The sequence below is a fragment of the Ottowia massiliensis genome, assembly GCF_900240305.1.
GTDB classification, from domain to species: domain Bacteria; phylum Pseudomonadota; class Gammaproteobacteria; order Burkholderiales; family Burkholderiaceae_C; genus Ottowia; species Ottowia massiliensis.
The window spans coordinates 1447206-1473204 of sequence record NZ_LT964854.1; the positions used below are offsets into that span (position 1 = coordinate 1447206).

General features: G+C 60.8%; 20 protein-coding genes. 11 read left to right on the forward strand and 9 right to left on the reverse strand.

The window, feature by feature from the left end:
- The first annotated feature begins 357 nt into the window (after positions 1 to 357).
- Entirely contained in the window at positions 358 to 2367 is a 2010-nt protein-coding gene (htpG, locus tag C1720_RS06620; protein WP_102283653.1) for a molecular chaperone HtpG, read from the forward strand.
- Between the two features lie 525 nt (positions 2368 to 2892).
- Here the strand turns inward: htpG and C1720_RS06625 are convergent.
- Positions 2893 to 5238 (reverse strand): penicillin-binding protein 1A, encoded by a 2346-nt coding sequence (locus tag C1720_RS06625; RefSeq protein ID WP_102283654.1) that lies wholly within the window; start codon positions 5236 to 5238, stop codon positions 2893 to 2895.
- 362 nt (positions 5239 to 5600) lie between these two features.
- On the opposite strand from C1720_RS06625, the gene C1720_RS06630 reads away from it, so the two are divergent.
- From C1720_RS06630 to aroB, 8 genes are all read left to right on the forward strand, one after another.
- Positions 5601 to 6680 (forward strand): pilus assembly protein PilM, encoded by a 1080-nt coding sequence (locus C1720_RS06630; RefSeq protein WP_102284549.1) that lies wholly within the window; start codon positions 5601 to 5603, stop codon positions 6678 to 6680.
- Positions 6677 to 7264, forward strand: a complete 588-nt coding sequence (locus tag C1720_RS06635) for a PilN domain-containing protein (protein WP_102283655.1) — start codon at positions 6677 to 6679, stop codon at positions 7262 to 7264. The genes C1720_RS06630 and C1720_RS06635 overlap by 4 nt, the downstream gene beginning before the upstream one ends.
- Before the next feature lie 13 nt (positions 7265 to 7277).
- Positions 7278 to 7958, forward strand: coding sequence for a type IV pilus inner membrane component PilO (locus tag C1720_RS06640; protein WP_233199832.1), 681 nt, complete (start codon positions 7278 to 7280; stop codon positions 7956 to 7958).
- On the forward strand, positions 7955 to 8503 hold the full coding sequence (locus C1720_RS06645) for a pilus assembly protein PilP (RefSeq protein ID WP_102283657.1): 549 nt from the start codon (positions 7955 to 7957) through the stop codon (positions 8501 to 8503). Before C1720_RS06640 ends, C1720_RS06645 begins: the two co-directional genes overlap by 4 nt.
- On the forward strand, positions 8500 to 10650 hold the full coding sequence (locus C1720_RS06650; RefSeq protein WP_102283658.1) for a type IV pilus secretin PilQ: 2151 nt from the start codon (positions 8500 to 8502) through the stop codon (positions 10648 to 10650). The genes C1720_RS06645 and C1720_RS06650 overlap by 4 nt, the downstream gene beginning before the upstream one ends.
- Before the next feature lie 20 nt (positions 10651 to 10670).
- Complete coding sequence (locus C1720_RS12910) at positions 10671 to 12761, forward strand: Ig-like domain-containing protein (RefSeq protein ID WP_146006899.1); 2091 nt, start codon at positions 10671 to 10673, stop codon at positions 12759 to 12761.
- Positions 12758 to 13300, forward strand: a complete 543-nt coding sequence (locus tag C1720_RS06655) for a shikimate kinase (RefSeq protein ID WP_369406062.1) — start codon at positions 12758 to 12760, stop codon at positions 13298 to 13300. The genes C1720_RS12910 and C1720_RS06655 overlap by 4 nt, the downstream gene beginning before the upstream one ends.
- A gap of 195 nt (positions 13301 to 13495) precedes the next feature.
- Positions 13496 to 14611, forward strand: a complete 1116-nt coding sequence (aroB, locus tag C1720_RS06660) for a 3-dehydroquinate synthase (protein ID WP_102283660.1) — start codon at positions 13496 to 13498, stop codon at positions 14609 to 14611.
- A gap of 386 nt (positions 14612 to 14997) precedes the next feature.
- On the opposite strand, the gene C1720_RS06665 is transcribed toward aroB, so the two are convergent.
- From C1720_RS06665 to C1720_RS06685, 5 genes are all read right to left on the reverse strand, one after another.
- Positions 14998 to 15225 carry a hypothetical protein gene (locus C1720_RS06665; protein WP_102283661.1) on the reverse strand — a complete coding sequence of 76 codons (228 nt, stop codon included), beginning with the start codon at positions 15223 to 15225 and terminating at the stop codon, positions 14998 to 15000.
- 429 nt (positions 15226 to 15654) lie between these two features.
- A complete protein-coding gene (locus C1720_RS06670; RefSeq protein WP_102283662.1) occupies positions 15655 to 16848 on the reverse strand; it encodes a phosphoglycerate kinase in 1194 nt (397 codons plus the stop codon).
- Positions 16849 to 16972: 124 nt separating this feature from the next.
- Positions 16973 to 17530, reverse strand: coding sequence for a nitroreductase family protein (locus C1720_RS06675; protein ID WP_102283663.1), 558 nt, complete (start codon positions 17528 to 17530; stop codon positions 16973 to 16975).
- A 277-nt stretch (positions 17531 to 17807) separates the two neighbouring features.
- Complete coding sequence (mnmA, locus tag C1720_RS06680) at positions 17808 to 18917, reverse strand: tRNA 2-thiouridine(34) synthase MnmA (RefSeq protein ID WP_102283664.1); 1110 nt, start codon at positions 18915 to 18917, stop codon at positions 17808 to 17810.
- Between the two features lie 32 nt (positions 18918 to 18949).
- Positions 18950 to 19462, reverse strand: a complete 513-nt coding sequence (locus C1720_RS06685; protein ID WP_102283665.1) for an NUDIX hydrolase — start codon at positions 19460 to 19462, stop codon at positions 18950 to 18952.
- A gap of 34 nt (positions 19463 to 19496) precedes the next feature.
- Here C1720_RS06685 and C1720_RS06690 point away from each other — a divergent pair, with 34 nt between their 5' ends.
- Entirely contained in the window at positions 19497 to 20021 is a 525-nt protein-coding gene (locus tag C1720_RS06690) for a phenylacetic acid degradation protein (RefSeq protein WP_102283666.1), read from the forward strand.
- A 485-nt stretch (positions 20022 to 20506) separates the two neighbouring features.
- Positions 20507 to 20734 (forward strand): hypothetical protein, encoded by a 228-nt coding sequence (locus C1720_RS06700; RefSeq protein ID WP_102283668.1) that lies wholly within the window; start codon positions 20507 to 20509, stop codon positions 20732 to 20734.
- A 482-nt stretch (positions 20735 to 21216) separates the two neighbouring features.
- Here C1720_RS06700 and C1720_RS06705 read toward each other — a convergent pair whose 3' ends face one another.
- From C1720_RS06705 to C1720_RS06715, 3 genes are all read right to left on the reverse strand, one after another.
- Complete coding sequence (locus tag C1720_RS06705) at positions 21217 to 23730, reverse strand: UvrD-helicase domain-containing protein (RefSeq protein WP_102283669.1); 2514 nt, start codon at positions 23728 to 23730, stop codon at positions 21217 to 21219.
- Between the two features lie 472 nt (positions 23731 to 24202).
- On the reverse strand, positions 24203 to 25087 hold the full coding sequence (locus tag C1720_RS14500) for an SPOR domain-containing protein (RefSeq protein WP_102283670.1): 885 nt from the start codon (positions 25085 to 25087) through the stop codon (positions 24203 to 24205).
- Between the two features lie 4 nt (positions 25088 to 25091).
- Positions 25092 to 25940 (reverse strand): biotin--[acetyl-CoA-carboxylase] ligase, encoded by an 849-nt coding sequence (locus C1720_RS06715; RefSeq protein ID WP_102284550.1) that lies wholly within the window; start codon positions 25938 to 25940, stop codon positions 25092 to 25094.
- Positions 25941 to 25999: the final 59 nt, after the last annotated feature.

Genomic DNA, 25999 nt, shown 5'->3' on the forward strand with positions numbered 1-25999 from the left:
TTTTTTTGCGCCTGCTGCTTTTTGCTTTGACGGTCGCGCGCCAGGAACTTGTTCAAAATCTGGCTGAGAGGGCGGAAAGAGCAGGATGTGGGTACGGGCACTGGATAGATGGCTGTCTTTCGCTTCTTTATCCATAGCATGATGTCCTAGTGGAATGTGCGCAAAGCCGTATTTCGATGCCTTGAATTTGCTCTTGTTTTTTGATGCCACCAGGCTGAAATACCAGCCAGAGAACCTGTTCTGAGGGCAGCTTTGCAAGCATCAGCCGCGCGGGTCTTGCGTGCGGCCGTTCAGCCTTGAAGCCGCCAGTGGCGGCCTTATGTGCGGCGGCATTGTTTTTTTGATGAGAAAGAACGCATGAGCACCGCAGATTCCTCCCATTCCCCGAATCCCCAGAAGCACGCTTTTCAGGCCGAAGTGGCGCAGCTGCTGCACCTGGTCACCCACTCGCTTTATTCCAACCGCGAAATCTTCTTGCGTGAGCTGATTTCCAACGCTTCGGACGCGTGCGACAAGCTGCGTTTTGAGGCGCTGTCGGACGCCAGCCTGTATGGCGGCCAGCCCGATTTGCGCGTGCGCATCAGCTTTGACAAGGCCGCGCGCACGCTCACGGTGGCAGACACCGGCATCGGCATGAGCGAGCAAGAGGCCGTGGCCAATCTGGGCACCATCGCCAAAAGCGGCACGCGCGAATTCATGAGCCGCCTCTCGGGCGACCAAAAGCAGGACGCGCAGCTGATCGGCCAGTTTGGCGTGGGCTTTTACGCGGGCTTCATCGTGGCCGATCGCATCACGGTCGAATCGCGCCGCGCGGGCCTGCCGCCCGAGCAAGGCGTGCGCTGGAGCAGCGAAGGCGCGGGCGACTTTGAAGTGGCCCCCATCACCCGCGAAGAGCGCGGCACGAGCGTGACGCTGCACTTGCGCGAAGACGCGCTGGAATTTGCCGACGGCTGGCGCTTGCGCGAGCTGATTGCCAAGTACGCCGACCACATCGACCTGCCCATTCAGATGGAAGGCGAAAAGTGGGAAGACAGCCCGCAGGAAGGCCAGCCCGGCCGCATGGTGAAAACCGGCGAGTGGGAAACCGTGAACCAGGCCACGGCCTTGTGGGCGCGCCCGCGCAAAGACATCACCGACGCGCAATACGAAGACTTCTACAAACACCTGGCGCACGACTGGCAGCCGCCGCTGGCCTGGAGCCATAACCGCGTGGAAGGCAACGCCGAATACACGCAGCTGCTCTACATCCCGCAGCACGCCACGCAAGACTTGTGGGACCGCACGCAGAAAACCGGCATCAAGCTCTACGTGCGGCGCGTGTTCATCATGGACGACGCCGAGCAGCTGCTGCCGCGCTATCTGCGCTTTGTCAAAGGCGTGGTGGATTCGGCCGATTTGCCGCTGAACGTCAGCCGCGAGCTGCTCCAGCAAAGCCGCGACGTCAAAGCCATCCGCGAAGGCAACACGCGCCGCGTGCTGTCCATGCTGGAAGAGCTGGCCAAGGAAAGTACGGAGCCAAGCCCGGCGGACGCCAAGGTGCAAGAGGGCAGGGCGGAAGAAGCCAAAGAAGCAGGCCAGCCGGGAAACCCGCAGCCCGAAGGCGGCAAATACGCCGTTTTCTGGCGCGCTTTTGGCGCCGTGCTCAAGGAAGGGCTGGGCGAAGACGCCGCCCAGCGCGACCGCCTGCTGGGCCTGGCGCGCTACGCCTCCACCACGCACGCCAGCACCAGCCTGGCCGATTACAAGGCGCGCATGAAAGAGGGCCAGAAGGCCATTTACTACCTCACCGCCGAAACGCCCGCCGCCGCGCAAAGCAGCCCGCAGCTGGAGCTGTTCCGCCAAAAAGGCATCGAAGTGCTGCTCATGAGCGACCGCGTGGACGAATGGGCCATGAACTTTGTACAGGCGTTTGACGGCACGCCCATGCAGTCTGTGGCGCGCGGCGCGGTGGATTTGGGCGATTTGCAAAACGAGGCCGAAAAGAAAGCCGCCGACCAAGCCCATGCCGCCGCCGCCCCGCTGATTGCCCGCCTGAAAGAAGCCCTCAAGGACGAAACCGCCGACGTGCGCGCCACGGCCCGCCTGGTGGACTCGCCCGCCTGCCTGGTGGCCGAAGATGGCGGCATGAGCCTGCAAATGGCGCGCCTGCTGCGCCAGGCCGGTCAGAGCGTGCCCGATGTCAAGCCCGTGCTGGAAATCAACCCCGCCCATCCGCTGGTCCAGCGCCTGGCGGGTCTGGAAAGCGGCGATGCGCGCTTTGGCGATCTGGCGCACATCCTCTTTGACCAGGCCCTGCTGGCCGAAGGGCAAATGCCCGCCGACCCTGCCACCTACGTGCGGCGGGTGAATGCCTGGCTGCAGCCGTGAGGCTCCGTTCGCAGTCTGCTGCGTGGGGGCAAAAGCGCGGACCCGGGCAGTTCGCTCCTTGCAGCCGTTCTGATCTGCTGCTCCTCGCGGTCAGACTGTGAGCTGCTTTCCGCAAAGGCAAAGGGCGCTTGGAGCGCCCTTTTCTGTTTCATGGCGGCGGGGAAATCGGCGGTTTGAGGGGCGGGGCTGATGTCTCTGCGGGGGCGGCAGGCTTATTAAAAGAGGAGCAAATTCAACAGGTCTAAAACGGCGTTCGCGCAGTTTTCACTAGGACCTCATGCTATGAATAGAGGAGCTGATTCAGGGCAGCGGCGAGTGCGCCGGGAGCACGCCAGAAATGTGCTGGAAATGTGCCGGCGAGGAAGCGCGGCCAGCCTGAAACAGGCGTGAGGCGGGCCGATGCAGCGCATGCGCCGTGGCCGCGCATGGCGATTGCCGGTCGGGATGCCGCCGTACGGCCAGCCAGCAGGAGGACGCGGGAGCCGCTCTCTCCTTCGTTCTCTTGCGCCTGCCTTCGCGCCAAGCTCAGTTCTGGAACAGATCGAGGATGCGGTTGCGCTCAGTCCGGGGCGCGCCTGTGGCGGGCTGGCTGGCGCCGTCGTCATCGTCCAGGAAGGAGTCGCTTTCCTGCCCTGCGCCGTCCAGGTGGGTGATGCCGGAGCCGTTGGCGTATTCGGTGTAAGTCCAGTCGCCGCTGGCGCGGGTCACGCCTTCGGGCGGCTTGACTTGCGCCACGGGCACGCCGCTGAGGGCGGTGCGCATGAAGTCAATCCAGATGGGCAGGCTCAGGCCGCCGCCGGTTTCGCGGCTGCCCAGGTTGCGCGGCTGGTCGTAGCCCATCCACACGGCGGCCACGAGGGTGGGCTGGTAGCCGACGAACCAGGCGTCCACGGCGTCATTGGTGGTGCCGGTTTTGCCGTAGAGATCGCTGCGTTTGAGCGTGCTTTGAGCGCGGGCAGCGGTGCCGGCGCGGGCCACGTCTTGCAGCATGGTGCCGGTAATGAAGGCGTTGCGGGCGCTGATGACGCGGTTTTCTTCCGTCAGCTCGGGCGCAGGCGTTTCGACGAGAGTGCGGCCATTGCTGTCGGTGATGCGGGTGATGAGGTAGGGCTGCACGAGATGCCCGCCATTGGCAAAGACGGCAAAAGCGGCGGCCATTTGCAGCGGGGTGACGGAGCCGGAGCCGAGCGCCATGGGCAGATAGGGCGGATGCTTGTCGGCGTCAAAGCCAAAGCGCGTGACCCACTCTTGCCCCACTTGCGGGGTGACGGCTTGCAGGATGCGGATGGAGACCATGTTCTTGGAGCGCATCAACGCGCGGCGCATGGTCATCGGGCCTTCAAAGGAGCCGTCGTAGTTTTTGGGCTCCCAGGGCTTGCCGCCGGTGACGCTGGCGTCGAAATACAACGGGGTGTCATTGATGACAGTGGCCGGCGACATGCCCGCTTCCAGCCCGGCGGAGTAGATGAAGGGCTTGAAGCTGGAGCCGGGCTGGCGCCAGGCTTGCGTGGCGTGGTTGAACTTGTTTTTGGCGAAGTCGAAGCCGCCCACCATGGCCTCGATGGCGCCGGTGCGCGGATCAAGCGCCACCAGCGCGCTTTCCACTTCAGGCTGCTGCGTGATGTGCCATTCCTTGCCCACCTGCATGATGCGGATGATGGCGCCAGGACGGATGCGCACGGCGGGCCGCGCCTTGGGCGAAAGGCCCGATTGCGCCGGGCGCAGGCCGTTGCCAGTGATTTCGATGAGGCTGCCGCTGCGGGGCAGAACGATGACTTTTTTGGGCGAGGCTTCCAGCACGACGGCGGCCAGCAGGTCGCCGTTGTCGGGGTGGCTGTCAAGCGCGTCGTCCACGGCGTCCATGATGCCCTGGGCGTCTTGCGGCAAGTCGATGAATTTTTCAGGCCCCCGGTACACCTGCCGGCGCTCGTAGTTCATGATGCCGTTGCGTACGGCGGTGTAGGCGGCGCTTTGCTCGCGGCTCTGGATGGTGGTGTACACGTTCAGCCCGCGCGTGTAGGTTTCATCGCCGTACTGGGCGTAGATGAGCTGGCGGGCCATTTCGGCGGCGTACTCGGCAGGTATCGTGGTGGGCTTGACGGGGGGGCGGATGTTCAGCGGCTCTTTTTTGGCTTCATCCGCTTCGGCCTGCGTGATGAAATGGTGGGCGGCCATGCGGTCCAGGATGTAATGCTGGCGGATGCGCGCACGCGGCAGATTGCTGATGGGGTTGTTGGCCGAAGGCGCTTGCGGCAGCCCGGCCAGCATGGCCGCTTCAGCCAGCGAGATGTCTTGCAGGGGCTTGCCGAAGTAGGTTTCGGCCGCTGCCGCAAAGCCGTAGGAGCGGTTGCCCAGATAGATCTGGTTCATATAGATCTCAAGAATCTGGTCCTTGGTGAGCTGCTGCTCGAGCTTGTAGGTGAGCAGCATCTCGTAGAGCTTGCGGGTGTAGGACTTTTCAGGGCTGAGGTAGGCGTTGCGCGCCACCTGCATGGTGATGGTGGAGGCGCCCTGGCTTTTGACGCGGCGCAAGTTGGCGAGAGCGGCGCGCAAAACGCCGATGTAGTCCACACCGCCATGCTGGTAAAAGCGCGCGTCTTCAATGGCTACCACGGCATCGCGCATCACTTTGGGAATGTCATTGACGGGCACCATGCTGCGGCGCTCTTCGCCGAACTCGCCGATCAGATCGCCATCGGCGCTGTACACGCGCAAGGGCTGCTTGGGGTAATAGTTCAGCAGCTCGGAGATGTCTGGCAGATTGGAGTAGGCCAAGGCAAAGGCGATGCCGAGCACAAAAGCCGCGCTGGCCGCCATGGCTGCCAGCGTGATCAGAATGCCGGCACAGAATTTCAGAACGCGGCGCGTCATCGACGGCGTGGCGTCGCCAGCACGGGAAGGTGTGGTTTTGTTCACAAATTGCGGGTTTTTTTAACGTTTGACGCCGCCCCTGTCTGGGAAAAGCAAGGTTTCATGCGACCATCAGCGCACGGCCTTGCGCAGCAAGCCTGCCAGTCTATCAACCTGCGCAACGCCCTTTTGGCGCGATCTGTAGCCGTGCGTGAGCTGCCGAGAACAGAGCGTGAGCGAAGGTTGCATTTGTTAGTTCTTGGCAACACTTTGTAGGGGCGAACAGGCTGCTTTTCTTTCCTTGGCGATGGGTTTGCTGCTAGGATTTGAGCGAATTCGTAAGGAATTTCACCTTCAGAAATACAAAGCAACGAGGTGTCCTCTTGAGTTTTTTTGATTCCCTGATCAGCACAAAGTCTGCGCCGGTGGCGGGCTTGGACATCAGTGCGTCCAGCGTCAAGCTGGTTGAGCTGACGCAAGGCCGCCCGGGTTCTTTCTCTTTGGAGCACTGCGCCATTGAGCCGCTTGAGCGCGGCTGGATCACCGACGGCAACATCGAGAAATTCGATGAAGTGGTCGAGGCCGTCCGGCGCGTGGTGCGCAAAAGCGGCACCAAAGCCAAGCGCGTTTCCATGGCCCTCCCGGCTTCGGTGGTCATCACCAAGAAAATTGTTCTTCCGGCAGGGCTGGGCGAGCGGGAGCTGGAGGTCTATGTTGAGTCAGAAGCCAATCAGTACATCCCTTTCTCTCTGGATGAAGTGAGCCTGGACTTCTGCGTCATAGGGCCTAGCCAGGCTTCGGCTGGCGATGTGGACGTCATGATCGCAGCCGCCCGCAAGGAAAAAGTGGAAGACTGCCGAGGCCTGGCGGAGGCGGCGGGGCTTGAACCTATCGTGATTGACGTGGAAACCAACGCGTCACGAATAGCGGTCAATCGCCTGATCGAGAGGTTGCCCGGCCGCGGTAGGGACTCACTGGTTGCCTTATTTGAAATTGGCGCCACCTTGGCGTCGATGCAGGTGTTGCGCAACGATGAGCTGATTTATGAGCGTGATCAGGTTTTTGGCGGTGCACAGCTGACTCAAATGTTGGTCCGTCAATACGGTTTCACCTTTGAGGAGGCAGAAGCCAAGAAGCGCAGTGGCGAATTGCCTGAAGATTATGCAAGCGCCGTGTTGCAGCCTTTTGTCGAAACGCTGGCAATCGAAGTTGAACGAGCACTGAAATTCTTTTTCACCAGCACGCCTCATAATCGTGTGGATGCAATTTTTCTTGCGGGAGGGACGGCGTCGCTGCCCGGTTTGGCTGAAACTATTGCGCAACACGCCTCTGTTCAATGTCAGGTAGTCAATCCATTTGATGGAATGAATATCGGCCGGAGCGTCAACAAAGGAAAAATGGCAAGAGAAGCTGCGTCGTATCTGACGGCATGCGGACTCGCACTGAGGGGGCTTGTGTCATGATTTTGATTAACCTGCTTCCGCACCGTGAAATTGCACGCAAGAAGGCGCGCCAGGCTTTCAATGTGGCTCTGCTTGTTTCAGTAGCCGTTGGCGCAGCGATCGGTGGTATTATTTATATGTGGTACCAAGGCCAGATTGAAATGCAGGAGGGCCGAAATCAGTTTCTGATTAGCGAAAACCAGAAACTGGACGCTGAGATCAAGGAAATCGCTAATCTGCAAAATGAAATTGATGCGCTGAAGGCAAGGCAGCGGGCAGTCGAGACCTTGCAGGCGGATCGCAATCTCCCTGTTCATTTGTTCAATGAATTGGTCCAGCAACTGCCAGAAGGCATGTACCTGAAATCCATCAAACAGGAGGGGCGTAGCGTGCTGATAGGGGGGGCTGCCCAGTCGAGTGAGCGCGTTTCCGAACTGCTGAGGAACCTCACGCGCAATACAGAATGGGTCAGGCAGCCTGAATTGATCGAAGTGGTGGCCGGTGATTTGTCATTGAGCAAGACGGACAAGCGCAGGGTCTATAACTTTACGGTCCGTGCGCAGCTGGGTAGCGCTGAAAGCAAGGCAGAAACCAATGGCAAATGATTGAGGTGAGCAAGTGGCTGCGAAAGATAAAAAAAATCTCAATGAATCAATTGGACGAATCGGTGACCAGTTCCAGAATCTTGACATGCGGGATCCGGGGCTATGGCCAGCAATTCCCCGATATGCGTTGTGTCTGCTGGTGGTGGTGCTGACGGCGGCGGTGGTATGGTTCTTCTTTGTGCAGGATGCTATGGCGGAGCTTGATGCGGCGCGTCAAAAAGAAGAAACACTGCGGCAAGAATACAAAACGAAAGTTGCAAAGGCAGTGAACCTGGATGCGCTGAAGCAGCAGCTGGAAGAAGTTCAACAGTACGTTGCCTTATTGGAACGGCAGCTTCCAAGCGAGGCTGAAATGGATGCCTTGCTCTCTGATATCAGTCAGGCGGGGTATGCCAGGGGATTGCAGGTCAATTTGTTTCGCCCAAATCAAGTCGTAGTTCAGGATTATTATGCAGAGTTGCCTATTTCTATCAAGGGGTCGGGAAAATTCCATGATGTAGCCAACTTTGCTGCGGATGTGGCGAATTTGTCCCGAATCGTCACCCTCAATAATATAACCATGAGTCCTGCGAAAGACAATGATTCCGGAACGGGAGAATTGACGCTTGAAGCCACCGCAAAGACTTTCCGTTATCTGGATGATAAGGAAATAGAGGCCCAGCGTCAGGCAAAGCAGAAGAAGGACGAGAAATGATTGTCAGAAAAGCTGAAATTATTGGTCTGTTGTCCTTGTGCGTGTTGGGCGTTGTCGGATGTGCAGCCTCCTACCAGGAAGAGCTGAGGCAATGGATGGACCAGGAGCGGCGGTCTGTTGTTCCAAAGATCACGCCAATTAACGAACCTAAACAGTTTGTGGCGGCTAAGTACAAGGAAAGTGAAGCTGCTGACCCATTCAATATGAGTCGGTTAACGGTAGCCTTGCAAAAAGACAAAGCGCAGAATGCAGGAGCGCTTTTGATTGCAGCAGAGGAAAAGAGAGCTAAAGAGCCTTTGGAAAATTATCCGCTCGATACCATTGTCATGGTAGGCAGTTTGACAAAAGGCGGTCGTATTGTTGGATTGGTAAAGGTGGACAATCTTCTTTATCAGGTTGTTCCAGGGAATCATCTTGGTCAGGATTATGGGAAGATCATGGCTGTTGATGAAGGGCAGATTACTTTGCGTGAAATTGTCCAGGATTCTCTGGGCGAATGGATAGAGAAGATTACAGTAATGCAATTGCAGGAGAGCGATAAATGATCAGGGTCATGCGGTGTATTAAGAGTTCGGCGCGCGATGCAATTGTTGCAAGCGTAATGATGGGAGTGTTTTCGGCGGCATGTGCCGATCCCCAAATTGAAGCGGTTTCCAGTTCTATCCAGGGAGGGGTCGATGTGGTTCGCATCGATTTCTCTGAACCATTGAAAACTGTGCCTGATGGTTTTGCCGTGCAATCTCCGGCGCGAATTGCATTGGATTTTCCCGGCGTCCGTAACGGCATGGGTCGTACAAATGTTGGCATCAATCAAGGCAATGTGAAGGGAGTCAATGTTGTTCAGGCAAATGACCGAACCCGCGTTGTTCTGAATCTCAAGCGGGCAACACCTTATAAGCCGGTGATTGATGGGAATTCCTTGCTGGTGTCGCTAGCACCCGCTTCTGAGGCGGCGTCTTCGGAGAAAGGAGGAGGTACGGTTTTTTCTGAAAGCAGAAATACAAGTGTAGCTCCACTGAAAAACATTGACTTTAGGCGCGGCGTGGAGAATGCGGGAAGGGTTGTTATTGATTTGGATAGCAATCAGGTTGGAGTCGATATTCGCCAGCAGGGTGAAAAGCTGGTTGTGGAGTTCTTGAGAACCAGCCTTCCTGAAGGCTTGCGTCGGAAGCTGGACGTATCTGATTTTGGAACTCCGGTTCAGATGATTAGCGCGGTTCAGAGTGGGGACCGCGTGCGCATGGTAATTGAGCCTAAGGGACAGTGGGAGCATTCTGCCTATCAGAGTGATAACCAGCTGGTTATCGAAGTTCGTCAGCAGAAGAACGATGACGGGAAGCTGGCTCAAGGCGGTGGCTATCGCGGAGAGAAGCTTTCTCTGAATTTCCAAAACATTGAAGTTCGTTCGCTGCTTCAAGTCATTGCAGATTTCACGAATTTCAATGTTGTAACATCAGACTCCGTCGTAGGTAACGTGACTCTGCGACTAAAGGATGTGCCATGGGATCAAGCGCTTGACATTATTCTGCAGGCCAAGGGCCTGGGAATGAAGAAAAACGGCAACGTGCTTCAGATTGCGCCGAAAGATGAGCTGGCCGCAAAAGAAAAAGCAGAGCTTGAAGCGCAGGCAGCCATACAGGATTTGGAGCCACTTCGTACACAATCTTTTCAATTGAACTATGCAAAGGCGGCGGATATAGCTGAGCAGCTGACGCGCAACAGCAACAGCAACAGCCAAGGTGGAAATACATCGAGAATCTTGAGCCCCCGGGGAAGCGTTATCGCAGAACCCCGAACCAACCAGATTTTCGTCTCTGATATACCATCGCGCTTGGCCCAAGTACAGGAGATGATCGCCAAGCTTGATGTGGCGGTGCGGCAGGTGCTGATTGAGGCCCGGATTGTCGAAGCCAGCGATACATTTGGCCGTTCGCTTGGAGTCAAACTGGGTGGATCAGATTTGCGAGGGGTGCGCGGCGGCGATCCCGGTTATAGAGTGCGCGGCAACAATCGTGTCGCCTTGGGCGGCTCCTACAACGCGGTTTCCGCGACGACGGGAGAGGGGGAGTCAAGTATGTTGAATACTTCGACGACGCAATTTCTGAATTTGCCAGCCAACACTATTGATGGCAACACTCCAGCTACGTTTGCCTTGTCTCTTTTCAGTGCGGCTGCTAACCGCTTTTTGAACCTCGAACTGTCGGCCATGGAAGCTGATGGGCAAGGCAAAGTCGTTTCAAGCCCGAGGGTGGTGACCGCCAATCAGGTAAAGGCGATTATTGAGCAAGGTACTGAATTCGCGTATCAGGAGTCTGCGCAGAATGGTGCGACATCCGTTCAATTCAAGAAAGCCGTCTTGAGTTTGGAGGTTACTCCTCAAATTACTCCGGAAGGCAGCATCATTCTGGATTTGGCTGTTAATAAGGATAGCCCGGGGACTGTTGTGGCAGGCGCAATGTCAATTGATACAAAACGCGTTAAAACACAGGTGCTGGTTGAGAATGGCGGCACCGTTGTGATTGGCGGTATATTTGAATTGACGGAAAAAGATAGTGTTGCCAAGGTTCCTTTGCTAGGTGATATTCCGGTGGTTGGTAATCTGTTCAAGAATCGTACTCGTTCCTCGCGGAAGGAAGAGATACTGGTGTTTATAACGCCAAAGATTATTTCTGATCAAACTGCCCTTCGATAATTTTTTTGGAGCAACATGAGATGAAACATTTGCATTTTCTGAGGCACGCGGTCGCATGCGCTGGCGTAGCCATGCTGGTTGCGGCCTGTGGCGGTGGCGGGGGTGACCCTGGAACCAATCCGCGGGACAATAATTCTGGCGGCACGAATGCCCGTTCGGCTAGCAGCGTGGATGTGTATTCCAGCGCAGCGTCGATCCCGACGGGAGGGGCTGGCGCGGCCATTACGATTACAGCCATCGTCAAAGATTCCGGTAATGTTGCTATCCCCAATTTTCCTGTGGCGTTCAAGACGGAATATGGATCGTTGAGTCCCGTGACAACGACAAACGATAAAGGAGTTGCTACGGCAGAACTGACTCCGCCCAAAACAGATAACGCTTTGAATCGTTCATTTGGCGTGACGGTGACGGCCAAAGGCGCTAGCAAGAAAATTGATCTCAAAGTCGAAGGTACGACAGTGGCTTTGAGTGGTGATACCTCATTGGGTGTCAATCAGGAAGGTGAATACACGGTCAATGTTCGCGACGCGGCCGGAGAAACTGTATCCAATGCTGGCGTGACGATCACCGCCCAGCAAGGCGGATCGCAGGCCCAGGTAGCTTCCGTTCAGACAGGAAGCAACGGCATTGCAACGTTCAAATACAAGCCAACGGCTGCAGGAAGTGTTCGCCTGGTGGCGGATGGCCTGAATGCCGAAAACACATCGCGCTATCTGGACATATCAGTTGGCAGTGCTGTCATTCAGCTGACCACGGAGTCACCTTATTGGCGCCTGAACCAGGCCAACCGGGTTGTCGTTCGCGTGGCGGATGGCAATCAGTCGCCTGTCGCGGCGGGAACTAAGGTGCTTTTCAGTACGACGCGAGGGTGCATTGTGGATGCGGGTGATACGGCTTGCACAACATCTAGCAGAACTGCGCCTGTTTCATCCAAAATAATCGAGACCAATGCTGCTGGATATGCGGAAGGATTTGTGCTTTCAACTGATGCAGGTGCGACGAGTATTAAAGCGGAAGTTACTTCCGGTAGCCTTCAAGGTATAGGAACCCTTACGGCGCAGTTCATAGCTCTTGTTCCCAGCCGCCTGATTGTTCAAGCTAATCCGAATGCACTTCAGACAAGTGCGGCTGCTTCTGGTAATTCGGCAGTTATCGATGCATTGCTGCTGGATGATCGGGGTAATCCTGTTATCAATATGCCTGTGTATTTCACAGTGCTGAACGATCTGAGTGGCGGTCGATTGGCCGCGACATCAGTTAAAACTAATGAACAAGGTCGGGCAAAGAATACTTTTTATGCTGGTCCACGAGGAACAGGGTCGGATCAGGTCATAATTCGTGCGGCGTTAGGAGGTGATTACTCTGGTATTTCCGATGAGGTGAAACTGACGGTTGGCGGTGATGGTCTTTCAATTGCTCTGGGAGATAGCACGCTTATTGCATCGATAAATGGAGATACCATGTATCGTACGATGCATACAGCTTATGTAACCAATTCGGCAGGAGTCTCGCAGGCATCTGTTCCAATTACATTGCGAATTGAACCCTTTGCTTATTCGCAAGGGATCCGTTGCTGGAATGGAAAAGTGTGGGCGACGACACGTCCCAAGGTTTGTCAAGCTGTTGATAGCAATGGTAGATGTATTGGGGAAATTGATGTCATTTACACTAATGAAGATACTAACTTCAATGGCATTCGTGATGCTAATGAATTGAATAATGTAAGTGATGTTTTGGGATTGAAGCCTGGTTTTGTGGCTACCCTGATACCTGCCAAATCAGATGGGACGGTTGTAGCGGCTGGCGGCAGCACTATTACCTTAACGACTGATTCTAACGGCCTTGCTTATTTCTATACGCAATATGCCAAACGTTACGCTGGTTGGGCCGCAATGCGAATTGTTGCCACGGCCCAGGCAGGAGGCTCTGATTCTAGGAATGCGACACCAGGTAGATTTTTGACAGCTTTGCTCTCTGATGTAAATGAGGAAACGAAACTTCCGCCTGGTGCAATCAGCCCCTATGGTGTTGGCCAAGCCTCTTGCGCTGTTGCAACTCCAACTCCAACTCCAACTCCAACTCCAACTCCAACTCCAACTCCAACTCCATGATGGAGCGAGTGATACTCGTTGGCTTGCCAGGTTCTGGCAAGTCAACGATTGGGAGGCAACTTGCGCGAAGGCGTGAGTTGCCTTTTTTTGATTCTGATCAGGTTATTGAGTCCCGCCTGGGTGAGACGATCAGAGCATTTTTTGCACGTGAAGGAGAAAAGACGTTCAGAGATTTTGAAGAACGAGTGATTGATGAATTGACCATGCAGGGGAGCTGCGTGTTGGCCACGGGAGGCGGCGCAGTGCTTCAAAGCGAAAACCGCCAGCGAATGCGCGAACGAGGAGTGGTGGTGTATTTGCGCGCTTCACCGGAACAGTTGATGAGGCGATTGCGAAACGACACAAAGCGGCCCCTGCTTCAAGTGGCAGATCCCATGGCGCGCTTGCAGGATTTATATGAAGAGCGCGAGCCGCTGTACAAGGAAGTGGCTGATTTCACGTTTGACGCTTGCGGCTCTTCGCCAGCTTTGCTGGTGAGCCGGGTGATGATGCAACTGGATTTGACGTGTAAATCATTGCCAGGCAGTGAGACTGGCTGAAGCGATTTATTTGCATGCCACGCAATAATTATCGTGAAATTGGAAGCCAGACTGCTGACCTCGAATACGCGACCGTAATTAGTTTTTTTTGGATAATATAAATTCTATTTAATCCATTATTTTGGTCTTGTATTGTTGCGGCAGTTTATTGGCAAGCCGGAATTTCTGTGCCTGCCTTTATGAAGAAGACTTGGCATGAATACGCAGCATGTTTCTATTGCGCTGGGTGAGCGCAGTTATTCCATTCTGATTGGCGCAGGGCTGCTTGATTGCGCTGATGCATTTGGCGCAGCGCCAGAAGTTGCAGGCAATGGGCGCGCGCTGATCGTGAGTAATGAAACAGTAGCGCCACTGTATGCCCGCAGGCTGGCGCAAACGCTGTCTGGCCGCCATGCCAGTGTGCAAATCCTGGCGCTGCCCGATGGCGAGGCTTACAAGAATTGGCAAACGCTGAACCTGATTTTTGACGCCTTGCTTCAACAGGGGGCAGACCGCAAAACTACGCTTTACGCTTTGGGCGGCGGCGTGGTAGGCGACATCACAGGCTTTGCCGCAGCCTGCTATATGCGTGGCGTGCCTTTCGTGCAGGTGCCAACTACGCTGCTGGCGCAGGTGGACTCGTCTGTGGGTGGGAAAACGGCCATCAACCACCCGCTGGGCAAAAACATGATTGGCGCGTTCTATCAGCCGCAAAGGGTTGTGTGCGATCTGGACGCAATCAAAACCCTGCCTGCGCGCGAGCTTTCCGCTGGTCTGGCTGAAGTCATCAAATATGGCCCGATTGCTGACATGGCTTTCCTTGATTGGGTCGAGGCGCATCTGCCCGCATTGCGCGCCTGCGAGCCGCAGGCGCTGGCCCATGCCGTCAGGCGCAGCTGTGAAATTAAGGCGCAAGTGGTGGGCGCTGACGAGCGGGAGGCGGGTTTGCGCGCCATTCTCAATTTCGGACATACCTTCGGCCATGCCATTGAGGCAGGTATGGGCTACGGCGCGTGGCTGCATGGCGAGGCTGTGGGCGCAGGCATGGTCATGGCGGCCATGCTTTCGCATGAGCTGGGCTTGGCGGATGCAGCCTTTGTTCAGCGCCTGACAGCGATCATCGCGGCGGCGGGCCTGCCCGTGCACGGCCCTGTGCTGAATACCGCCGATAACGCAGGCCGCTATCTGGAGCTGATGCGGCTGGACAAGAAGACGTTGGCGGGCGAAATCCGCTTTGTGCTGGTCGATGGCCTCGGCCAAGCCATCGTGCGCGGTGCGCCAGACGCGCTGGTGAAGCGGGTCATTGACCGCTGCTGTGCTGCGCCAGCTTGAATGGCTCTGTTCAAAGCCCGCCCGAAAGAGACGGCGGGAGCGCATCAGGCGCGCAAGGCGTGGGCAGTGAAGGTTGCATGCGAACACACCGCCACATACGGCATCCTGCTGTTTTATTCATGGCGAAATGCCCTGAATCGTTCCATCACATCATCCAACTGATGGCGGAAACGAGATGAATAACGCCGAGGCAGTTGGTTGCGAGATGCTTTGTCGTAGCGAGTGACAGTGATCCGCCGCTGCTTCAGGCGTGCAAAGAGCCTGTTCAAGGTTTGCCTGTGGGAGCGGAAAGCGCGGACCCGGGCAGCCTGTAGCGTTGCAAATCCTTGGCGGGCTACGAGGCCCATCTGCGGTTTGCGCCTTTCGGCCCATCCTGATCCGCACGTTCACTCCCTCACGGGCAGACTCTGAACAGGTTCAAAGAAGTTCTCGATGGCGTGGTGTGCCTTGTAAAGATCCACGTCATCTTCACGCTGCTCTTTGCCGCACGATGGAACCACTTCCGTGCCTGTAGTCCGCAAGGTTCCAATGACTCTGCTGCGCACGTCACGAGCCTTGTCGGCAATAACCGTTTTGCCCTGCTCGCCCGGTTGGAATGCGTCGGCGCTCTCCAAGTTGCGCGTCTGCCTTGGCGTAAGGTGAAAGCCAGCGGGGAGCGGGGTTTTCTGAAGCGCAAGCGTGAATCTGGCGCTCAGTCAGGCAGTGCCCGATGCTCTGGGCACCTTGTTTTCGCCCCGGCGCTGTTGCTGGTGTGCACGCACGATGGTGAATCAATCAGCGCCTGCTCATTGGCGGCGTCCTGGACCAATGCCGGAAACTGCGCCAAGGCTGAAACCCTCTGGCTTGCGCCGTCTCGGGCGCAGATTGCATCAAAAACAGGAGCAAATTCAAGGGGCGGAAATATCGTTTTCTGCAGTTTCCAGCAGGACCCCATGCTATGAATAAAGAAGCTAAATAAGTCACTTGCCGGTGGTGCGGAAGCACGCTGCCTTGCCTGCCGTCCTGCTGACCAGACTGCGATCAGGTTTTCGTGAGCGGATTTTTCAGGCCGTGGCGCGCTTTTGCAGGATTTCGATGGCGGGCAGGGTTTTGCCTTCCAGCATTTCCAGAAAGGCGCCGCCGCCTGTGGAGATGTAGCCCACGTCTGGCGCTATGCCGTATTTGGCGATGGCCGCCAGCGTGTCGCCGCCGCCGGCAATGCTGAAAGCGCTGCTGCGGGCGATGGCTTGGGCAATGCAGCGGGTGCCGTTTTCAAACGCGGGCAGCTCGAACACGCCCACGGGGCCGTTCCACACGATGGTGCCGGCGGCCTTGAGCTGCGTGGCCAGTTTTTGTGCGGTTTCGGGGCCAATGTCCAGAATCAAATCGTCTTCAGCCACATCCTGCGCGCGCTTGGTTTCGGCCTGGGCGTCGGCGCTGAAGCTTTTGGCGGTGACGACATCGACGGGAATGGGCACTTCGGCGCCGCGCGCCTTCATCTCGGCCATGACGGCGCGGGCTTCGTCTGCCAGGTCTGGCTCGGCCAGGCTTTTGCCAATGGGCAGGCCCGCTGCCAGCATGAACGTGTTGGCAATGCCGCCGCCGACGATGAGCTGATCCACCTTTTGCGCCAGCGCCTTGAGGATGGTGAGCTTGGTGCTCACCTTGCTGCCGCCCACGATGGCCGCCAGCGGGCGGCGCGGCTGGGCCAGCGCGCGGGCAATGGCATCCATCTCGGCGGCCAGCAGCGGCCCGGCGCAGGCCACGGGGGCAAATTGCGCGATGCCGTAGGTGGTGGCCTCGGCGCGGTGGGCGGTGCCGAAGGCGTCATTCACGTAGATGTCGCACAGCGCGGCCATCTTGCGGGCCAGCGCTTCGTCGTTTTTTTTCTCGCCTTTGTTCACGCGGCAGTTTTCCAGCAGCACGAGCTGGCCGGGCTGCACTTGCACGCCATCGGTCCAGTTGCTGATCAGCGGCACGTCGCGGCCCAGCAGCTCGCCCAGCCGCCGGGCGATGGGGGCCAGCGAATCGGCGGCGGTGAGTTCGCCCTCCTTGGGGCGGCCCAGGTGCGAAGTGACCATGACGGCCGCGCCCGCCTCCAGCGCCATGCGGATGGCGGGCACGCTGGCGCGGATGCGGGTGTCTTCGGTGATTTCGCGCGCCTCGTTCAGCGGCGCGTTCAGGTCGCAGCGGATGAACACGCGCTTGCCCTTGACGCGGCCTTGGGCACAGAGGTCGGAAAAACGCAGCACTGGCATGGGATGGATTCCTTTAAAAGAGGCGGTTCGCTTTGAAAATGATCGCTGCCAGCGCCCAGTTCACGGGCGCTGGCAGTCTTTTTGATGTCTGATACGCCGATGGCAGAGGCGCGCGGGCGGGCTTTCACCAGTGCTGCACGAAGCGGGTCAGATCGGTGTTTTTCGGCCCGGCCAGCGGATCAGCGGCCGTGCCAATGGCCAGCAGGGCAATGATCTTGTCGGTGGCGGCGCAGCCAAAGGCTTGGCGCAGCGGAGAGCTGCCCACCCAGGGGCCGGTGATCCAGGCGTTGTCAAAACCTTGCGCCTTGGCCGCCAGCTGGATGGCATAGGCCGCGCAGGCCGCGCTCAGGTGCTGCTCCCACTCCGGCTTGGGGCGGCTGCTTTCCAGGCGCGGGGCGGCCACCACGCCAATCATCAGCGGGGCCATGTGGCTGATCTGGCGGGCCTTGGCTTCGCCTTCCTCGCCCAGCCCCAGCGTTTGCGCGGCTTGCAGCAGCGCGCGCTCCAGCCGCGCCTGCGCCGCTTCGCCAGCCATGACCACAAAGCGCCAGGGTGTGAGCAGCCCGTGGTCAGGCACTTGCGTGGCCGCTTGCAGCATGTTTTCAATGTGCGCGGCGCTGGGCGCGGGCAGCCCCAGTTTCTTGACGGAGCGGCGGGTGGTCAGCAGTTCAATGGGGGTCATGTGAAAGCCTCCTGGAAAAACGCTTTGGGGTTTGGGGAATGGGCCGCTTATTGTGTCAGCGGCGTCAGCAAAAGCGGCTGGCTGCAAAGGGGGAAGAAGCAGGGGCCGCAGCGAGCCGCCATGGGGCGGCGCAAGGCGGCTGGCGCGCCGCTATTTCGCTCTTGTATCAATAGCAATATGTCCTAGTGGAAATTGCGCAAAGCGGCATTTCACACCCTTTGAATTTGCTCTTTTTTTTGATGAAATCTGGCAGGCGAGAGGCGGCCCGCAAGGCCCTTCACAAGATGATGCCGCCGCCCAGGCACACCGGGCCGTCATACAGCACGGCGCTTTGGCCGGGCGTGACGGCCCATTGGGGCTGGGCAAAGCGCAGGCAAAAGGTGTCTGGCGCGCTGCCCGCTTGCAGCGTGCAGGCGGCGTCTTGCTGGCGGTAGCGGGTTTTGGCAGAGAAAGCGGCCCAAGGGGGCGGCTCGCCAGCGATCCATGAAGCGTCGCCGAACGTCAGGCTTTCGGAAAGCAGCCAGGGGTGGTCGTGGCCCTGCACGGCGTAGAGGGTGTTGGCGGCCATGTCCTTGCGGGCGACAAACCAGGGGGCGTGGTCGCCGCCGCCGCGCGGCGCGCCTTTTTCCTTGATGCCGCCGATGCCCAGGCCCTGCCGCTGGCCCAGGGTGTAGAAGCTCAGGCCCATGTGCTGGCCGATGGTGCGGCCCTGGCTCGTCTTGATGGGGCCAGGGCGCGTTTGCAGGTAGCGGCCCAGAAATTCGCGAAAGGGCCGCTCGCCGATGAAGCAGATGCCGGTGGAGTCTTTCTTTTTGGCGTTGGGCAGCCCGGCTTCGGCGGCGATGCGGCGCACGTCGCTTTTGCGCAAATCGCCCACGGGAAAGAGTGCGCGGGAAAGCTGCGCTTGCGTGAGGCGGTGCAGAAAGTAGCTTTGGTCTTTGGCCGGATCGGCGCCCTTGAGCAGCTCGTGGCGGCCCGTGGCGGGGTTCAGGCGCTGGCGGGCGTAGTGGCCGGTGGCGATTTTTTCGGCGCCCAGGCGCATGGCGTGGTCCAGAAAGGCCTTGAACTTGATTTCGGCGTTGCACAGCACGTCAGGGTTGGGCGTGCGGCCGGCCTGGTATTCGCGCAGGAATTCGGCAAAGACGCGGTCTTTGTATTCGGCGGCGAAATTGACGTGCTCGATGTCGATGCCGATCACGTCGGCCACGGCGGCGGCGTCCAGAAAGTCCTGGCGGCTGGTGCAGTGCTCGCTGTCATCGTCGTCTTCCCAGTTTTTCATGAAGATGCCAATGACTTCGTGCCCGGCCTGCTTGAGCAGCCAGGCGGTGACGGCGGAATCCACGCCGCCGGAAAGGCCGACGACAACACGGTGATGGGTGCGGGACATGACAGAAATCGAATAGCGGCTGAAACGGCGCTTCAAGGCAGGCGCAGCGCAGTGTCGTCGGTGTGGATGGCATCCAGCGGCAGGCGCTGGCCGCGCAAGTGGTCCCGCACGCAGCGCCACACCAGCGGGCTGCGGTGACGCTGCTGCGTGGCGGCGATTTCATCGGGCGTCATCCACAAGGCGCGCACGATGCCTTCGTCCAGCGCGGGCAGCGGATCAAGCGCCTGCGCCGTGCCGCAAAAAGCCAGGCGCACCCAGGTGGTGGGCACGCCTTGCGCATCCGGCGAGGCGGCCAGGTAAATGCCCAGCAGCGCCTGCGGCGCAAAAAGGTGGCCGGTTTCTTCCAGCGCCTCGCGCACGGCGCCTTGCTGGGGCGTTTCGCCCGGCTCCAGATGGCCGGCGGGCGTGTTCAGGCGCAGACCCGCGCGGGTATGCTCCTCCACCAGCAGGTAGCGGCCTTCGCGTTCGATCACGGCGGCCACGGTGACGCTGGGCTTCCAGCGCGGCGCGCGGGTATCGTGAGGCTGGGTGTCGTGGGTATTCATCAGGCCGCCGATTATCTTTTTTCAGGGTGTTTTCATGGGATTGCTGATGCAGCTGCTGGGCCTTTTGACGGCCCTGATTTTTGTGGCCGAGGGACTCAAACGCCTGGGCATCGACGTAGGCTGGCTCAACCCGCTCACCTTCTTTCGCCGCCGCGTCTGGCAAAAGAAAGTCAGCCTCTCGCCCCTTTACGCGCTGGAGCACCCCGTGGACGTGGCCGGCGTGCTGGCGCTGGCCGTGGCCGAATGCGCCGGGCCGCAGACCGAAGAGCGCCGCGCCGCCACGCAAGCGCTGCTGGCGCAGCGCCTGGGCATGCAGGAAAAAGACGCGCAAGACTTGTGGCTGGCCAGCGCCCACCTGCTGCGCGCACACCCGCTGGCCACGCCGGAAGTGCCCGCCGTGCTGCAAAAAAGCAGCGGCAAATTCACCGCCTACCACCGCCAGACGCTGCTGGCGCTCATGCAAGACGTGGCCGCGCGCACGGCAGGCGGCCAGGCCAATGTGAACCAGCAGGCGCTGATCGAAGCCGTGGAGCGCTTTTTCCAGCAGCAGCATTCATGATGAAATCGCCCGCAAGCCCCCGTCCAATCAGCGCAACCCGCTCTCTTTTTTGAAGCTGCCGCTTCTCCCACCTCCCTTCCTGAAAAGGCTCCCGACTCCATGAAACACGTCCACCGCCTCTGCCTTGGCCTGTCACTCATCGCCGCCCTGGCCGCTGCCGGATGCGCCCACCGCGCGGCCAGCCACGCCACGCCCGCCACGGCGCAAGGCAGCGCCAGCTCCGCCGCCAGCGCCGCGCCGCGCATCACCGTTTACCCCGCCAGCGTGGGGCAGTGGCGCGATCTGGGCGCTGAAAACGCCCCGTGGCTGGCAGGCGAAATGCCCGTGCCCGTGGCCCGCGCTCAGAAAGTNATGCAGGGCAGTGTAAGTTGTAGACAAGCATAAGGCGGCTTACGATGTGTGGGTGCGTCTCGTGGGCTCGGAGATTTTTTTTTTACACGCAGAAACCGCCATACGATTAGGGAGTCCTTCTGGTGGGCCAGGAGATGTGTATAAGACAGGCCCCGGAGGCAGACGCCGCGCAAGCGCCCGCCAAGAAGGAAGAGCCTGCGCCCGAGCCGCAGCAAGCGCAGCAGGTGATCGAGCGCAAAGAGCGCATTGAAGCGCCCCGCGCCGCAGAGCCTGCCCAGGCCGAGCAAGTCTTGCCGCCCAAAGCCAGCAAGCCGCCGCGCCGCGCCAAACGCAAAAACGCCGCCCGCCGCTGCAATTGCTGACCAACCGCCGCAATCGGCCAGGCGACAAGGGGGCCGGGAGAAACTGAAAGCGGCAACCGATCGACCGGCTTTTCTTGCTCCACAAACAATAGCAGGATGTCCTAGTGAAAAGGGCGCGAAAGCCGTTTTTGATCTTCTGGATTCGCTCCTCTTTTTTAAATCGCCTGCCCAAAATCTGCGCGTAGGCGCGAAAAGCCCGGCCTCGGGCGGCCTGCCTCAGCTTGGCACGGCAAGCCAGAGCGCGCCGGTCCACACGGCCAGCGCAAGCAGCGTCCACCCCAAACCTGACCGGCCGCCAGGCAGGCGCAGGCGCTCAATGTCCCGCAGGGCCGAAATCAGCATGCCCACAGAGTCCGCCGCGTGCAAGGGTAGCGCGTGAGCCTTTCGGCAATCTTCAGGACTGCGGCAGGCCCTTGCCGGGCGCAAGCGCGAAAGGCGCTGCTGCCGCGCTGTTGCTCCGGGTCAGGCGCTGAACAGGCCCTTCAGGGCAGGGGCGTGAGCTGGGCCACCGCCAGGGCCAGCAGCTTCACGCCGTGGCGCTTGAATTCAATGCGGGCCTTGGCGTCGTCTGCCGTGCCCTGAATTTCAAGCACGGCGCCTTCGCCGAATTTGTTGTGAAACACTTGCATGCCCGCACGGATGGGCGCGCCTTCGCGCGTGTTGGCGGTGGCAGAGGGCAGGGCGGCGGCGCGGGCGGCGTCAGGCATGGGCCGCCAGGCGCGTTCGCCCAAACTGGCGTCCAAGCCTGCATTCGGGCCGGCATTCAGGCCGAAGCGGCGGCCTGCGCTGCCGAAGGCTTCGTCTTCGGCCAGGCTGCGGCCCGGGTTTTTGGGCGTGAGCCACTTGAGCGCTTCATCGGGCATTTCGTCCAGAAAGCGGCTGCGCACGTTGTAGCGGGTTTGCCCGTGGAGCATGCGCACTTGCGCGTGGCTGAGATACAGGCGCTGGCGCGCGCGGGTGATGGCCACGTACATCAGGCGGCGCTCTTCTTCCAGCCCGTCGGGGCTGGCTTGCGCGTTGTCGTGCGGGAAGATGCCTTCTTCCAGGCCGGTGATGAACACGGCCTCGAACTCCAGCCCCTTGCTGGCGTGCACGGTCATCAGCTGCACGGCGTCTTGTCCGGCCTGCGCCTGGTTGTCGCCCGCTTCCAGCGCGGCGTGGGTGAGAAAGGCGGCCAGCGGCGGCTCGCCCGCCGCCGGTTCGCTGGCGGGCGCGGCTTGCGCATTCATTTCCGCTGGCATTCCCGTTTCCATGCTTGCGTCCATCTGCGGCGCGGCAGGGGGCAGCGCCACGGCGTCGCGGCCAAAGCCTTCCTGCTGGGCGAAGGCCTGGGCGGCGCTGGCCAGCTCTTGCAGGTTTTCCAGGCGCTCCTGGCCGTCTTTTTCGGCGCGGTAGTGATCGGCCAGGCCGCTGCCTTCCACCACCAGTTCCACCACTTGATCGAGCGTTTGGCCCTGGGCCTGCTGGCGCAGCGTGGCAATCAGGCCGGTGAAGGCGGCCAGGTTCGCCCGGGCGCGGCCCGTCAGCGCGGGCACAGCCTGATGCAGCGGGGCATGCGCGGCGCGCGCGGCGTCTTGCAGCTGCTCCAGCGTGCGTGCGCCAATGCCGCGCGGCGGGAAATTGACCACGCGCAAAAAGCTCGTGTCGTCTGCCGGGTTGAGCAGCAGGCGCAGCCAGGCCAGCGCGTGCTTGATTTCGGCGCGCTCGAAAAAGCGCAGGCCGCCATACACGCGGTAGGGCACGCCCGCGTTGAACAGCTGCGACTCGATGGCGCGGCTTTGCGCGTTGCTGCGGTAGAGCACGGCGATTTGCTGGCGCGGCAGGCCGCCTTCGCGCACGAGATGGCGGATTTCGTCCACCACCCATTCGGCCTCGGCAAAGTCGCTGGGCGCTTGCAGCACGCGCACCGGCTCGCCCGCGCCCAGCGCGGTGCGCAGGTTTTTGCCCAGGCGGCGCTGGTTGTGGCTGATGAGCAAATTGGCCGCGTGCAGGATGTGCCCGTGGCTGCGGTAGTTCTGCTCCAGCTTGATTTGATGGCGCACGCCGAACTCGCGCACGAAATCGGCCATGTTGCCCACGCGCGCGCCGCGAAAGGCGTAGATGCTCTGGTCGTCATCGCCCACGGCCATGATGGCCCCGCCCGCGCGCTCTGGCGAAGGCTCGCCCGGGTGCTCGCTGCCTGCACGCGCGCTGCCCGCTTGCGGCACGCCCGCCAGCATCTTGATCCACGCGTATTGCAGCCGGTTGGTGTCCTGAAACTCGTCAATCAGGATGTGCGCAAAGCGCTGGCGGTAATGCCCGCGCAAATCGGCATGGTCGCGCAGCAGCTCGTAGCTGCGCAGCATCAGCTCGCCAAAGTCGGCCACGCCCTCGCGCTGGCACTGCTGCTCATACAGCTCGTACAGCTCCACCTTGCGGCGGCTGTCGCCGTCTTTCACCGGCACATCGGGCGGGCGCAAGCCCTCTTCCTTGCAGCCGTTGATGAACCATTGCAGCTGCCTGGCAGGCCAGCGCTCCTCATCCACGTTGAACTGCTTGCACAGGCGCTTGATGGCGGCCAGCTGATCCTGCACATCCAGCACCTGAAACGACTGCGGCAGCCCCGCCGCCTTCCAGTGCGTGCGCAAAAGCCGGTTGGCCAGCCCGTGAAACGTGCCCATCCACATGCCCCGCGCATTCAGCGGCAGCATGGCCGCCAGGCGCGCCTGCATCTCGCGCGCGGCCTTGTTGGTAAACGTCACGGCCAGCACGCCGCCGGGCGACACCTGCCCCGTCTGCAACAGCCAGGCAATGCGCGTGGTCAGCACCCGCGTCTTGCCCGAACCGGCCCCGGCCAGAATGAGCGCGTGCTCCGCCGGCAGGGTGACAGCGGCGCGCTGCTCGGCATTCAGACCTTCCAGCAATGCGTGGGCCGCCTGCCCGCGCGCGGCGGCAAAAGCGGCGGGCGTGAGAGCGGCAAGGGCGGCGGGGGCTTCGGAATCCGGGGCGGCAGGCATGGGCGCGAATTGTAGAAATCGCCTTCTGGCAGGCGGGGGAAGAGACATGGCAAGCGGGCATGACTACCGGTTCGGCCCCTGCCAGGCCCGAACGCCGGCTGAGACATGAAGCCAGGCTTGCCGGATGCCGCTCCCAAGGGCTGTTCACCGAGCCAGCCCATGAGACAGGGAAGGCGGCCCGGGCGCTGGATTCGGGTGCGTCTGCGTCTCAAGCCCCGCCCAAGGCGGGCAGGAGCTTCTTTTAAATCAAAAAAAGGAGCTAATTCAAGGGCCGAAAAAACTGCCTTGCGCTGAATGCACTAGGACATAACGCTATTGATAAAGGAGCTAAATAACGCCCTGCAAGTGCCGCACGCTCCATGCTCAAACGGGTTCATGGGCGGCCTGCGCCTGGTTCATCGCGGCGCGCGGTCTCTGTCGGGCGGTTCTCGAGCGGGCGCCCAAGCCGTCTGGCTGCCGGAGCCTGGCAGGCTCAGTCGCAAGGACGCAGCGGCTTGCCTGCCAGGGCTTGGCGCAGCGATGGCCGGGCCAGTTTTTCGCGCAGGGCGGCATCGGCTGCCGGCAGGCGCAGCAGGTAGGCCGGGGTGTCGCGCCGCTCGCGCACCACGCGCAGGCCGCTGATGCCCCGGCGGGCGAAATCGGCAACGGCGCGGTTAGCGCTGTCTTCGCTGGAAAAGCGGCCCAGCGACAGGCCCGGCTCCAGCGCCGCGCCGGGGCGGTCGGTGTCGATGCCCCGGGCGTTCAGTTCGCGGCGGCGCGCGGCGGCGGCTTCGGCGCTGGCGAGCTTGCCGGTATAGACCATCCAGCGGCTGGGCAATTGCACGGCGTGCAGCTGCCAAGAACCGGCGGGCAAGGCAGCGGCGGCGCGGCGCAAGGCGTCGGCCTGGGCTTCGGTGAAAGCGCCCGCTTGCAGGCAAACGGACGGCGGGGCCTTGGCGGCGGGAGCGGGCGGCGTTTCTGGCGCTGGCGCGCCGGGCGGCTCCGCAGCGGGCGCGGCATCAGCGGGGGCGACATCAGCGGGCGCATGCCCGGGCTGCGCTTCATCCGCTTCATCCGGCGCGGCGGGCGCATGCGAGGCTTGCGCGTCAGGGCCGCGGCTGGTTTCGGGCGCGGGGGCCGTTTGGCCGCCGCCTTCTGGCGCGGCTTCGGCTGGGGCGGCAGGCGCAGCGGGCGCGGCGCTGGCATTCGTGGGGGAAGCGCCATCCACACGCAGGGCTTCCGGTTTCCATTGCCCGGCCACGCGCTCCGGCTCGCCCTGGCGCTGGGGGCCAAAGCCAATGGGGCGCAGCCAGCCTTGCGCCCAGGCCAGCCAGACCAGGTTGGCAGCCAGCAGCAGGGCGACGATCCAGCGCAGCATGGCTTCAGGCCCCCGTGGTCAGCCGCACGCTGATTTCGCCGCTGGTGATGCGCTGCACGCCCGCTGCCGTGCGCACGCGCAGGGCGCCCGTGGCGTCCACGCCTTCGGCCTGGCCTTGCGTGCCGTCAGACAGGCGCACGGTCCGGCCCGCCAGCGCGTCGCGCGCCGCAAAGCGCGCCTCAAAGGGCGCAAAGCCCACGTGGGCGAAGGCTTGCACGGCGCGCACCAGCGGCAGCGCCACGCGCTCCAGCGCAGCCGGGGCGGTGATGCCGGGCAGAAGCGATTGCAGCCAGGCAGGCGGCACGCCGCTGACGGCGGGCGCGTCCGGCGCATCCGGCGCATCCGGCTCGTGAGTCAGGGCCTGCAAGACTTGCTGCGCAGGCGTGATGTTCAGGCCGATGCCGATGACCACATAGCGCCCGGCCCCGCCCGCGTCGGCTCCGCCCGGCAGCGCGGTGGTTTCGATGAGGATGCCGCCCAGCTTGCGGCCTTGCTGCCACAAGTCATTGGGCCACTTCAGCGCAATGCCTTCGTGCAGGCTTTCGGCCACGGCCAGCCCGGCAGCCAGCGACAGGCCCTGCCAGTCGGCCGGATTGAGCGCCAGCCCCAGCGAGAAGGTGAGCGAGGCCTGGCCGCTGCTGCGCCAGCCGCGCCCCAAGCGGCCGTGGCCCGCCGTTTGCTCTTCGGCCACCAGCAGCGTGGGCGCGGCCAGGCCGGCGCGCGCGCGGCGCATGAGTTCGCTGCTGGTGGAGTCGATTTGCGGCAGCACTTCAACCGTGAAGCCGGGCAGGATGGGGTCGATGGCCTGCCACAAGGCTTCGGCAGGCCAGCGCAAGGGGCTGATGGCAGTCATGCGCGCAGAGGAAAACGGGATGGAGAAAAAAGAGAGCGGGGCAGGAAGGGCGCCCGTCA